Consider the following 11,652-nt stretch of genomic DNA (forward strand, 5'->3'; position numbering starts at 1 on the left):
GTGAACCGGCGCACTTCCAGTTCTCTTGCGAACTCTAATTTAGCTTCAGGAAATCCACATGCCACTCAGTTTCAAAACCATCGATGTCGACGGCCTCGAGGTCTTTTACCGTCGGGCCGGTGATCCGTCCCGGCCTACCGTTCTGCTGCTCCATGGCTTCCCGACCGCAAGCCACATGTTCCGCGATCTGATTCCGCAACTCGACGATCGCTATGACGTCGTTGCACCTGATCTGCCCGGGTTCGGCATGACTGAGCAGCCGGCACGCGATCGATTCACCTACACATTTGAGAAGATCGCCAAGGTGATCGACCGCTTCACCGAAGTCCTCGGGCTGGACAAGTTCGCGATCTATGTCTTCGACTACGGCGCTCCGGTCGGGTTCCGACTGGCGGTGAAGCACCCCGAGCGGATCACCGCGATCGTCACCCAGAACGGCAATACCTATCTTGAGGGCGTATCCGACGCCTTCGCACCAGTCCAAACCTACTGGAACGAACCGACCCAGGCCAACCGGGACGCGCTCCGCGGCTTCCTGGCGCCGCAGACGACGCTTTTCCAATATACGCACGGCGTGGCGGACCCGAGCCGGGTCTCGCCCGACGGGCGTAATCTGGACGATTTCTATCTGGCGCGACCAGGCAATGACGAGATCCAGCTCGACCTCTTGCTCGACTATCGATCGAACGTAGCGCTGTACGATACGATCCAAGCCTATCTGCGCCAACATCAGCCGCCCGTCCTCGCCGTCTGGGGCAAGAACGACCCGTTCTTCATTCCGCCCGGTGCCGAAGCATTCAAGCGGGACGTGCCCTCGGCCGACGTCCGCTTCGTCGACAGCGGTCACTTCGCACTCGAAACCCACGCAAGCGAGATCGCGGCAGCGATGCGCGACTTTCTCGCCAAGCACGTCGGCTGACATCCCGACACGCCGCGTCGTGCCGCCTTTTCAGGAGATCTAACGTGACCACACCCACCGCAATCGTTCGAAGCTTCTACGACAGATTGGCGGCCGGCGATGCGCCAGGCGCGCTGGGCCTGATGTCGCCCGATATCGAATGGATCACGATGTGGCACTATAAGGTCGACGGCCGCGGGCCCGAGCGCGTGGCCGAAGGTCTGTTCAAGCCGTTGGTGGCGGAGTGGTCAAGCTTTGCGCTCGTCCCCACCGAATTCATTACGGAGGGCAACACGGTCGTGTCGCTCGGCGATTTCACGGGGGTACACGGCGCGACGGGCAAAAAGGCCGAAGCCCGCTATGCGCATGTCTGGATCGTTAAGGACGGCAAGATCACCCAGTTCCGCCAGTACATCGACACGCTGGCCGTCGCCGAGGCGCGCCGGTCATGACCTATCGCGATCCTGACAGGCCAGAGCGACGACGGCTCCCTCGCGTAATGCAGAAGCGATCGATAAGCGCAGCCCCGGTCTATCGAACCTCTTGGAGAGCCACTTTTTCAGAACGCAATGAACACTCTGGCTGCGACAGGGCGAGAGTTGGGCGGGACGCTCAGCTTTCCAAAATTGGTTTGCTGGCCGCCGGGGACGAAAACGAGGCGCTTCGTGCCAGGTAAACGTATCGAACGGCGGCTGGCTGCGGTAGTGGCGGCAGATGTCGAGGGCTACTCGCGACTCATGAGCGCAGACGAGGTCGGAACTCTCGCCGTCCTAAAATCCCTCCGTCGCGAAGTGGTCGATCCAATCATCGCTGCGCACTACGGCCGCATCGTTAAGACCACCGGCGACGGGATGCTTATAGAGTTCGCCAGCGCCGTTGACGCGGTGACCTGCGCGCTGGTCTTGCAGGATCAGATGAGGGCGGGTAGCGGGCGCACAGAACCAAAGATCACTTTTCGGATCGGTATCAACGTCGGCGATATCATCGTCCAGGGCAGCGATATTTTCGGCGATGGCGTCAATGTCGCAGCCCGCGTCGAGAACGAATGCGAGCCGGGCGGCGTGTGCCTGTCTGGCAGCGCCTTCGAGCAAGTCCGCGGAAAAACCAGACTCGCCTTCTACGATCTCGGCGAGAGGTCATTGAGGAACATTGACCGACCGGTGCGGCTTTATGGGACGCGTCCTGCCGGGTTGATATCGGCCGCGAGCGCGCCAATCGCGGAAGCCACCAAGCCTCTTCCGCTGCTCGGCGGGCCGTCGATCGCGGTGCTGCCGTTTAGAAACATGTGCGCTGATCCCGAGCAGGATTATTTTTCTGCTGGCATAGCGGAAGACATCATCACGGCGCTGTCGCACTTCGAGTGGTTATTCGCTATCGCCCGAAATTCGAGCTTCACCTATAAGAGCAAGGCAGTTGACATCAAGCAGATCGGGCGAGAAATCGGCGTGCGCTATGTCTTGGAAGGCAGCGTGCGCAGGGCGGGTGGGCGCGTACGCGTCACTGGCCGGCTTGTCGAAACGGCCACTGGCGCGCATTTGTGGGCCGACAAGATAGATGGCGCGCTAGACGACGTGTTCGCGTTGCAGGACGAGGTGACTTTGAGGGTCGTGGGTGCGATCGAGCTCTCCATCACACAGGCCGAGATCAGCCGCGCGTCGGTGAAGCCAAACTCCAGTGGTCACGTTCGGAGTGGGGTGGGAGCCATCGACAGTGCCATAGACCAATCTTTGCGTTCCATAACGTCGAGTCCGCTGGACCCACAGCTCGGATTTGCGCATAGCGGCCTCGCTTACGCCTACATCGCGAAGGGGAAGTACGAAGAAGCTCTTGAGTACGCGCGTCGAACGGCTCATGAGATGCCACAATGGGTCTTTGGCTGGGCTGCCATAGCCATTGCCACGGCGTATCTTGGCGATTTTGAAGCTGCGAGGAACGCTGCTCAGCGACTCCAACAACTCTCGCCGAGCTTTCCGATTAGCGCATGGGATGCAGCCAAGGCTGGTCGAGAGCTATGGATCTACGAAAAGTTCTATCATGGTCTGCGCCTTGCGGGTGTGCCAGAGAACTAGTAGGTCCCGGCCTCATTAGCACGGAGCAATAGCCTGATTGATCCGAGTTGGACGATGGCTACGTAGTTGGCCGCAAGTTTGTCGTAGCGCGTTGCCCCCGATGGCATTGCATGATTCGGTTGAAGAACCGCTCAACCTGATTGCGGCGATTTAGATAAGGACTCCGCTCGCTGCGATTACTTTTGGACCGGATGTTAGCAAAGTAGTGTTAGTCCGCGCGCCCTAATTGTCGGCCGTCGAACGGCACGCGCCGGAACTCATAGAAATTGACTTGGATTGGCACAACTGGATTGTTCCTCCGCAAGCGCTCCAATCCTCAGTCCTTAGGCGCAACCTCGGCCGGCCTCAAAATAGCGCATCGGCTAGCAGCTCAGGCCTTTCTGCACGCTATGGTTCGACGCGATACTTCGCCAACCAACACTCGCTGGAGCGCCGAGCATTGTTCGAGTTAAGTCGAGGCCAACGCACGTGTGCGAGACCACCACACCGAAGCTACGCTAAACCTCGCATTAGCACCCGATTGCCCTACTCCCACTCTATCGTTTCGAACGGCGCTTCGTCGTTGATTTGCAAGCACAAATTTTCAAGCCTGACGGACAAACGCCGGCGGTATACCCGCCGGATTTTTTTGGTCTTGAATTCACAGAAAACTTTGGGCCGTTCGCGTTCTGGGCGATTTCACCAGCTATCGGAGTCAATCGACTCATCAGCGCTGCCGGGTGGTCAAGACTGCCGTTACCGCCCTGCTTGAGCGTATGTTCAAATACCGTCAAAGAGCAGGAGCCCACTTGTCCGGCCGTTCGATGGCCCCCGCGCCGTCGCGGCCATTGCGCGACCAAAATGCGAAAGTTGGTGTGGACCCTCAGTTTTTCGGCTGAGGACCGCGAACCGTGCGTTGCAACGTTATCCAGAATATTCGCTAAGCGCTAAAATTCTCGACAAACTGAAGATCTTGGCTCTCATAGGAGGCTCCTTTCCGCGAAATGGTGTCTTGTCAACCTTGTTGATTTAGTGGACTTTTCTTGCACCTCGGAAGAATAGCTACGGCGTGCACAACGATGGTCCCAGCAATAGCTCACCGTAGCTTTCCACCCGTCAGCGAGACTGTCACTGCGCCACTGCGTTAAGATTCTACGCGCGCGCGGACGGCTTCACTAATGTCACGTGCTTACCTCCCCGCGTGGCCTAGTGCCGCTTTCTGCTTCGGCTATTACCGCCTTACGGGTGACGGCAGGGGTAACCGGCAGACCGCCGACCGCTCGAGCGCACGACTATTGCCTTTAGCTACAGCGGATCCCGAAGCGGTTGTCCCGGTCTTCGCCGCACGAACTGTGCGGTGGCGCAGCGTCTTGGCCATCCACTCCTGGATTTCTGTGTCGTGACCGCCGGACGATTTGAAATTGACAATCAGCAATTTGTGGTTGATCGTGATGAGACTTGTCACTTGGGACACTAAATGCGTCATATCCCTTTGATCAACGTCGGCTTGCTTGAGGCCTACATTCCGAAAGTTGATGGTGATTGGTATAGCGTGAACGGGATTGCTAGGTGAGTTCAAGCCGATCCACTTTATCTGCCTACCTTTTGGGGTTAGCGAGCTGGTTTGCACCGCTTGGCGTACAGATGGTGCTATTCCCTTGGCTGGTGGCCGTTGTTCTGCGGATGGACGCTTTTTCCGTCGGTATTGCGCAGGCCGCGCTCATGGCACCGGGCCTGCTGTTCCTGCCACTGGGCGGTTTGGTCGCTGATCGTGGAAACCCACGTCGTCTGCTAGCGCTCTACCACATCATATATGCGTTGCCGCCGCTCGCGCTTGCTTGGATGTCTTGGAAGACAGAGCTCAGCTATCCGTTGCTAATTGGGTACGGCGTCACGATGGGTGCAATTAGCGCCTTCGCCCTTCCGACCCGAGACGCTCTCCTACCTTCCATCGTGCCCCGCGCTAAATTACCGTCCGCAGTCGCATACGTCACGGCTATGCAATTCGTCGGCCAGCTGCTTGGTATTGCGTGCGGTTCCCAAGCTGATCGCTTCGGCGCACCGCCGCTCTTGCTAGCGAATAGCATTGTTCTACTGCTGGGTTGCGTCGCTCTCTCCTGGATCTCTGACCCACCGCGCGATTCAAACCCAAAGAAAGGGAGTTTTTGGCGTGGTGTTACCGAAGGCGTGTCGGAAGCTGCACGATCAGAACAAATCTGGCCGGTGCTGCTGCTGAACTTTGGTATCGGCCTATTCTATGTCGGTCCATTCATGGCTGTGATTCCGCTTGCTGTGCGAGATGCCTATGCTGGGAGCTCGGCGGAACTGGCATATACCAGCTTCGCCTTCTGGGCTGGTACGATCATTGCAAGCATGGGTATGGCCAGCGTAGCGCGGCGTCTCGACCTTCGCGGCAGAGTGATTGTGATCGCGGTGGGAGTTGGCACTCTGGTGTTGACGGGTCTATCAACACTTCCCCCGTTTCCCGTCTTCGTCGCTCTGAACTTCCTTTGGGGAATCGGGGCCGGCATTACCCTGACGCAAGCCCGTACCATTGTGCAACTCATGGCACCGCCCAGCCACCGGGCGCGCCTCATGTCGTTGTTTCAGCTGGGCATGGGCGGCGGCGGCCCTATCGGCTCCCTTATTGCTGGAACTGTCTGCGCTGTCTGGGGGCTAAGCATAGCAATGCTATTGCCGGCGTTGTCAATGATGTTGCTTGTGTTACTTTTGTTAGTTCATTCGCAAATATGGACGATGCTCACGAAAGAGCCCATGAAGGAAGGCGCCTGAGCCGCGACGTTGCCAAGGTCGATAGTCGACTGCGAAAAACACGTAAGCCACCGAACCTGAATCGGGTTCGGCGCTGGCCTCCTGGACACAAAGGATCAACTTCACGATGCAGGTCTGAACCATCTCGCCGCAGGAAAGACGTTGTTGATCGCCGCGGGATCTCGAGGCCGTCGACGACGGGATCAGGAATTCGCCGCCTCGTTCCGCAGACCGTTCATGACTGAGCCGGAATTTGGCGCCTTGGGCTGCGACGTCTTTCGGCCCGGACAGTGATGCCCGGTACAACTTAGACCGCCTCTTTCTCGACCATCCCCTTTTGACTATGAGCGCGTCGAAAAAGATCACTGGATAGATCGATTCCAGCGGCCGGCTCAATCATTTGCGGGCCCTCGTCGAGACCGGCGTTGATGACCTTGCCGATCATCAGTGACCTTGCCGATCAGATCGGACAAGATGGTTCTGGATCTCCCGTACGGTCATGCCCGCGCTCATGGGAACTGACGATCTTCCCCTCGAAGCCGACGAAGCGGGGTTGACCCTCGAGCGACAATCGCCGGTTCGAACGTGCCGCCGCGGTTGCGCCGGCACCGCGATTTCAAGCGCACCATCGTCCGTCAGCAATGCCTTGCTGCTGGTGCCTTTGCGGCTGTTGCGTACGCATACGACGAAGGCCGCCTGATTGACGCATGCGCGCGAGCACGGCGAGTTCTACGATGGCGTTGCGTGAAGGTCAGGCGGCTTGCTGACCGGCGGACTTGCCGGCTTGGTGCAGGAGCTTCCATTCCCAGGGCAGCAGTTCGCGCAGACGCGAGGTGGGAAGATCAGCGATCCGGGCGAGGACGTCGGCGAGCCAAGCCTTGGGATCGACGTCGTTGAGGCGACAGGTCGTGATCATCGTCAGCATGATAGCTGCACGATCGGCGCCACGCTGGCTGCCAGCGAAGGTCCAGTTGCGCCTTCCCAAGGCAATGCCTCTCAATGCACGCTCAGCGCAATTGTTGGTCAAGCAGATCCTGCCATCGTCGAGGAAGCGGACGAAGTCGTCCCAGCGCTTAAGCATGTAGTTCATGGGCTTCAGGACCTCGGCGGAGCGCGAGAGGCTTTCTCGCTCGTGGAGCAGCCAGTCGTGCATGTCGTCGAGCAGCGGCTTGCTCCGCTCCTGGCGCGCGGCACGCCGCTCGTCGGCACTACGGCCGTTGATGGCGCGCTCGATCTCGAACAACGCATCCAGACGCCTGACCGCCTCCAGCGCGATCGGGGAGACCGGTTTGCCCTTGCCTTCCCGGGCGGCTTTCTCGATGTCAGCCAGCTCGAAGAATCCCCGCCGCGCATGGGCCAGGCAAAATGCCGGCGTGATCGGCATTGCTTTCCTTTTTGGGTCGAACAACGGCTCGAAGCCGCCATAGCAATCCGCCTGCAGAATGCCGGCGAAGGCGGCCAGATGCCTCTGAGGATTTTCGCCCCGTCGATTGCCCGAGGCATAATAGACCGCCGCCGGCGGCGCAGGCCCGGCGAACGGCCGGTCATCGCGCACATAGGTCCAGATCCGCCCGGTCGTGCACTTGCTCTTGGCCAGGATGCGGATGGTGGTGTCATCGCCATGAAGGCGCTCGGCCGCGAGCACATGACGCTCGATCAACTGGAACAGCGGCATGACGGCGAACGTTCCGTGGCCGACTTGGTCGGCCAGCGTCGACAGCGGCAGATCGATCCTCTCGGCCTTGAAGCGCACGCTCTGGCGGTTGAGCGGGATATGCATGCCGAACTTGTCGAACAGAATCGTCGCCAGCAATTGTGGGCCGATGAAGCCGCGCGGCGTCGCATGGAACGGTGCCGGCGGCTGGCTGATCTTCTCGCAATCGCGGCAGGTGAACTTCTCGCGTACCGTCTCGATGACCTTAAAGCGACGCGGAATCTCCTCCAGCGTCTTGGTCACATCCTCGCCGACCTTCGCCAGCCGCGATCCACCGCAGCAGGCGCAGGTCGTTTGAGCCTCGATGACGACGCGCTCACGTTCGATGTCGTCCGGCCACGGCTTGCGCACCGGCCGCTTGCGCGTGAAGGCGCTCACGCTCTGGGTTTTTGCCGCGGCAGCCTGCGCAGCCAGCTCATTCTCGGTCGCCGTGGTGGCGAGTTCTTCGAGCTCCAATTCCAACTGCTCGAGTAGCCGCGCCGTGCGCTCGGAGCGCTGCCCGTGCAGTTCGCGTTTGAGCTTCTCGATCCGTAGCTCAAGATGAGCGATCAGCACCTCGCTGTCCGACAGCTCCGCCCGCGCGTTGGCGGCATCCGCGACTGCCACATCGCGTTCAGCCTGCAACGCCTCGCGCTCGGCCAGCAGCGCAAGGTAGGCGCTTGCGAGATCCGACGGAAGATCGTCCGGCTTCGATGTCATGAAGCCATTGAATCAGATCGAGCATCAGATTCAAACCCAAAACGATTATCCGACCCGCGTCGGACGCTGGGTTTCTTGCGGATTGCGCCAATCGATCCCGGACAGCAGGTAGCTCAACTGCGCCAGCGAGATCGTTACCGCTTCACCGGCAACCGATGGCCAGATAAACTTTCCTCTCTCGAGTTTTTTTGTGAACAAGCAGGCTCCCTGACCATCGTGCCAGATCACCTTCACAAGATCGCTGCGGCGACCACGGAAGACAAACAAATGACCGCTAAGCGGTTCTTTGTGCAGCACCTCCTGCACTTGGAGGGCCAGCGATGGAAAGCCTCTGCGCATATCCGTGTAGCCTGTAGCCAGCCACACTCGCACATTCCCTGGTACAGAAATCATCGGCGTCCAAGCACATCGAGGACCCGCGCCAACGCCTCTGGATCGACGTGCGCATCCACCCGGATGCACCGTCGGTTGCCGAGATCGATCTCTATCAATCCAGTACGCGCGGCTGCCGCCGAACGAACTCGGCCATCAACCGTAGGCAAAAGCTTCGGAGTTTCTTCAGCCGAGGCCGCTACGCCGGCGATCTGCACCGGCGTAAAAGATGGTGCAACTTGTTCCGATGTCCGTGCTTGTCGACGCCAGGTAAACACCAGGCTGGCCGCTACTCCGTTGCGCCGCGCAACCTCAGTTACCTTCGCGCCGGGTGCCAGCGTCTCCTCGACAATCCGTGCCTTGTCGTCCTGCGACCAACGCCGCCGCCGCTCGAGCCCGCCCAAAACCTCGACCCGCATCGCCTGATGACCTTAAAGCTAGACTTAAGGTCACACGCTTCGCGAATTACCACCCGTCACGCAAGACGGTCCTCGTCGGAGGCGTACGCTGTTGCCCCCGGGTCGCCCTTCTGAATAGCCAAGGTGGTGGGTCAGCTCCGCACCCAACGCTCGTTCCAGAAAGCTGCTTCTTCAAGCGCATGAAAAGACGGTTCTCACCCGGGCTTGAGACTACCTCCGACGCGTCCCCCTCCGATCCTTGCAACCACCTAGACGTCGCAGTCGACACATCAACGATCAAGCCAACGGCAGTCCAACGATATTTCATTCCAACGGCAATATGCCGTGCACGATCTCATAACCGCCGTGACCGCCGTCTTCAATGCCAAAATAATATTCTTCGGGACGGTGCACGTAGCTGTCATCGTTGTTATCGCAACCACCAATTCCGCGGTCTCCAGTCGATCTTTCGTTGCCGACGGTCGACGCAGAGTTGGAATTGTCGTTATCGTGATCCGTAAGGCAAAGCAGCCAGTATTCCGAGTTAAGCATGGAAATCATGGTCGACATCCTTCTCATCGTCGTGATCGGCGGGATGGGCACGATCTATGGCGCAGCGATCGGAGCCGCCATCTTCATCGTTGCGCAGAACTACCTCCAGGATCTGCTCGCGCTGGGAAACAAGGCAGCCGCATCGCTTCCGGCGTTCGCCGCGCTGCTGTCGCCGGATCGCTGGCTGCTTTGGTTGGGACTTCTGTTTGTCCTGTCCGTTTACTTCTTCCCAGCCGGCATAGTTGGGACGCTTCGCGGCACGCCCGAACGGAAGCACTGAGTCCGAGAGCGCATCGCGGTTCGGACATACGACGCACATCGTCTATGAGCCAAGGAAAAACAAGAATGGAAAACAATCCGGATTACCTCGAAAAGGCAAGGTTGCAGAATCGCGGCTTTATTCTCCTCGGCGCCGGCGGCGGAGGCATAGGTCCGGCGGTCGCGCGTGCGCTTGCGGGAGCCGGCGCGGAGCTTCTCTGCGTGGATATTTCCGAAGCCGAGGCGAAACGCCCTCGAGCGTTTTGGGGAGGATGCGTGCTTACAACGCCATCTGGCGTGCATGCAGGTTGGGGCGAAAAGCCCCGACCGGCGATGCGCCTTCGTGGCAAATCCCCGGCATAGATGAATTTGCTTCTTTCGGCCCGGCCGGCGTCGACAGGTCGGTTCACGCCTGTGGCTGAATAACCGGACAGACACGTGAGAAGTGCTCCGAAGCCGACTTTCCCGGGCTCCGGACGCCCAAGAGGAGGAAGAAGTGATGAAGTTCAGGACGTTTCTCGGCGCAGTCGCTGTCCTCGCGCTTACTGGTGCCTCGGCGCCAGCTGCCGATAAGGATGCCGCCGACGTCGCAGTCGAAGCTGCAAAGAAGTACGCGGGCACGACGATCAGCATTGTCTGGGAGGCCGGCCTCCAATCGCTCGACCCACTGAATTACTCGGGTCCCAAGTGGGAGAAGCTCACCGGCATCAAGGTGAAAGTGGTCGAAGTGCCCACCGACCAGATGTTCACCAAGATCATGCAGGATTTCAAATCGGGCGCCGGAGCCTACGACGCGCTGAACGTCATTCCGTCCTGGATGCCTGATCTTGCGCGCGCCGGCGCACTCGAGCCTCTCGACAAATATGTCGACAAGTTCGGCTATCGCGACGAGTTGCAGGACATCGCGACCGCCTACCGCGCCAACCAGATGCAGTATGACGGGAAGATTTTCGGCTTTCCGGACGACGGCGACGTGATGCTGCTTTACTACCGGAAAGACATCTTCGAGGATCCGAAGGTGAAGGAGGAGTTCAAGGCCAAGTTCGGCTACGAACTTGCACCGCCAAAGGACTGGAAGCAGTTCGACCAGATCGGCCAGTTCATCACCGACAAGATGGCACCCAAGGTGTACGGCGCCGGCTTCTTCCGCACAGCGCCCTACCCCCAATACATGTTCCAGGAGCGCTTCCGCATGGAGGGCGGCAAGTTCTTCAATGCGGACACCATGAAGGCCACGGTGAATGGCGATGTCGGCCTCAAGGTGTTCAAGGATATGCTGGCGGAAAACAAATTCATGCCGCCGGGCGTGGAGCAGTGGAATTTCGTCGACAATCTTGCCGCGTTCCTCCAAGGCACGACGGCGATGACGATCTCCTGGCCGCCGTACGGACGGTGGGCTGCAGGCTACGGCTCGGGCGAAGAAGCGCTGAAGTGGGTGCCGAAATCGCAAGTCGCCGGCAAGGTCGGCTACGCGCTCACGCCTCTCGGCCGTCCGGAGCTTGGCGTCGGCTTCGACTTGTCGGTGTCGGCCACCAGCAAGAACAAGGAGGCGGCCTACCTCTTCATTCAATGGCTGAACAGCAAGAAGACCAGTCTCGAGCGCGTCCAGCTCCCTTATACGCTACGCGATCCCTTCCGCCTCTCGCACTATGCGAGCGAGAAATACCGTGCGCTGTGGCCCGATGCTCCCGCCTATCTCGACACAATCAAGACGTCGGGCGAGAAGGGCCTGCTCGATCTGTCGCTGCTACAGCAGGACAAGTACGATGAAGCGATGACCAAGGCGATCTCGAGCCTCTGGGCCGGCGAAGATCCCAAGGCCATTCTCGACCGCATGGCGCAACAATTCGACGCCATCACCGAGAAGGTCGGCATCGACAATCAAAAGTCCGTCTACAAGGTCTGGGCGGCAAAGCCCGGCGCTTATCCGAAATAGCTGCC

At 59.5% G+C, this 11,652-nt stretch carries 11 protein-coding genes and 2 pseudogenes; 8 read left to right on the plus strand and 5 right to left on the minus strand.

Annotation, left to right across the window (positions count from 1 at the left end; translation table 11 throughout):
- Positions 1-58 precede the first annotated feature (58 nt).
- The 5 genes and pseudogenes from XH80_RS05985 to XH80_RS06010 all read left to right on the plus strand — a co-directional run bounded on the left by XH80_RS05985 (position 59) and on the right by XH80_RS06010 (position 5,739).
- On the plus strand, positions 59-919 hold the full coding sequence (locus XH80_RS05985) for an alpha/beta fold hydrolase (protein WP_271597756.1): 861 nt from the start codon (positions 59-61) through the stop codon (positions 917-919).
- Between the two features lie 44 nt (positions 920-963).
- Positions 964-1,350 carry a nuclear transport factor 2 family protein gene (locus tag XH80_RS05990; RefSeq protein ID WP_271597757.1) on the plus strand — a complete coding sequence of 129 codons (387 nt, stop codon included), beginning with the start codon at positions 964-966 and terminating at the stop codon, positions 1,348-1,350.
- A 213-nt stretch (positions 1,351-1,563) separates the two neighbouring features.
- Positions 1,564-2,967 carry an adenylate/guanylate cyclase domain-containing protein gene (locus XH80_RS05995; RefSeq protein ID WP_271597758.1) on the plus strand — a complete coding sequence of 468 codons (1,404 nt, stop codon included), beginning with the start codon at positions 1,564-1,566 and terminating at the stop codon, positions 2,965-2,967.
- A gap of 1,157 nt (positions 2,968-4,124) precedes the next feature.
- Positions 4,125-4,343, plus strand: a pseudogene (locus XH80_RS06005) (hypothetical protein); the annotation flags it as partial.
- Positions 4,344-4,515: 172 nt separating this feature from the next.
- Entirely contained in the window at positions 4,516-5,739 is a 1,224-nt protein-coding gene (locus tag XH80_RS06010) for an MFS transporter (RefSeq protein ID WP_271597759.1), read from the plus strand.
- Positions 5,740-6,025: 286 nt separating this feature from the next.
- Here XH80_RS06010 and XH80_RS06015 read toward each other — a convergent pair whose 3' ends face one another.
- The 5 genes from XH80_RS06015 to XH80_RS06035 all read right to left on the minus strand — a co-directional run bounded on the left by XH80_RS06015 (position 6,026) and on the right by XH80_RS06035 (position 9,462).
- Complete coding sequence (locus XH80_RS06015) at positions 6,026-6,163, minus strand: hypothetical protein (protein WP_271597760.1); 138 nt, start codon at positions 6,161-6,163, stop codon at positions 6,026-6,028.
- 306 nt (positions 6,164-6,469) lie between these two features.
- Positions 6,470-8,131, minus strand: a complete 1,662-nt coding sequence (gene tnpC, locus XH80_RS06020) for an IS66 family transposase (RefSeq protein ID WP_271597761.1) — start codon at positions 8,129-8,131, stop codon at positions 6,470-6,472.
- A 45-nt stretch (positions 8,132-8,176) separates the two neighbouring features.
- Entirely contained in the window at positions 8,177-8,497 is a 321-nt protein-coding gene (gene tnpB, locus XH80_RS06025) for an IS66 family insertion sequence element accessory protein TnpB (protein ID WP_425304745.1), read from the minus strand.
- 23 nt (positions 8,498-8,520) lie between these two features.
- Positions 8,521-8,922, minus strand: a complete 402-nt coding sequence (gene tnpA, locus XH80_RS06030; protein WP_271597762.1) for an IS66-like element accessory protein TnpA — start codon at positions 8,920-8,922, stop codon at positions 8,521-8,523.
- Positions 8,923-9,225: 303 nt separating this feature from the next.
- Positions 9,226-9,462: a hypothetical protein gene (locus XH80_RS06035; RefSeq protein WP_271597763.1), complete on the minus strand. Its 237-nt coding sequence runs from the start codon at positions 9,460-9,462 to the stop codon at positions 9,226-9,228.
- On the opposite strand from XH80_RS06035, the pseudogene XH80_RS06040 reads away from it, so the two are divergent.
- The 3 genes and pseudogenes from XH80_RS06040 to XH80_RS06050 form a co-directional block, all read left to right on the plus strand.
- Positions 9,419-9,733 (plus strand): annotated as a pseudogene (locus XH80_RS06040) (ABC transporter permease subunit); the annotation flags it as partial. The gene XH80_RS06035 and the pseudogene XH80_RS06040 overlap by 44 nt on opposite strands.
- A gap of 65 nt (positions 9,734-9,798) precedes the next feature.
- The gene (locus XH80_RS06045) at positions 9,799-10,074 is read left to right on the plus strand and encodes a hypothetical protein (RefSeq protein ID WP_271597764.1); all 276 of its coding nucleotides are present in this window, start codon (positions 9,799-9,801) and stop codon (positions 10,072-10,074) included.
- A gap of 136 nt (positions 10,075-10,210) precedes the next feature.
- Complete coding sequence (locus XH80_RS06050) at positions 10,211-11,647, plus strand: ABC transporter substrate-binding protein (protein WP_271597765.1); 1,437 nt, start codon at positions 10,211-10,213, stop codon at positions 11,645-11,647.
- Positions 11,648-11,652 lie beyond the last annotated feature (5 nt).

It is taken from the genome of Bradyrhizobium sp. CCBAU 45384, assembly GCF_028128665.1.
GTDB lineage: Bacteria > Pseudomonadota > Alphaproteobacteria > Rhizobiales > Xanthobacteraceae > Bradyrhizobium > Bradyrhizobium manausense.

What these genes read in the sequence shown, in the direction of transcription:
- XH80_RS05985 (WP_271597756.1), top strand. Translation starts at nt 59, where the DNA reads ATGCCACTCAGTTTCAAAACCATCGATGTCGACGGCCTCGAGGTCTTT.
- XH80_RS06015 (WP_271597760.1), bottom strand. Translation starts at nt 6,163, where the DNA reads ATGATCGGCAAGGTCATCAACGCCGGTCTCGACGAGGGCCCGCAAATG.
- tnpC (WP_271597761.1), bottom strand. Translation starts at nt 8,131, where the DNA reads ATGACATCGAAGCCGGACGATCTTCCGTCGGATCTCGCAAGCGCCTAC.
- tnpA (WP_271597762.1), bottom strand. Translation starts at nt 8,922, where the DNA reads ATGCGGGTCGAGGTTTTGGGCGGGCTCGAGCGGCGGCGGCGTTGGTCG.
- XH80_RS06035 (WP_271597763.1), bottom strand. Translation starts at nt 9,462, where the DNA reads ATGATTTCCATGCTTAACTCGGAATACTGGCTGCTTTGCCTTACGGAT.
- XH80_RS06045 (WP_271597764.1), top strand. Translation starts at nt 9,799, where the DNA reads ATGGAAAACAATCCGGATTACCTCGAAAAGGCAAGGTTGCAGAATCGC.
- XH80_RS06050 (WP_271597765.1), top strand. Translation starts at nt 10,211, where the DNA reads ATGAAGTTCAGGACGTTTCTCGGCGCAGTCGCTGTCCTCGCGCTTACT.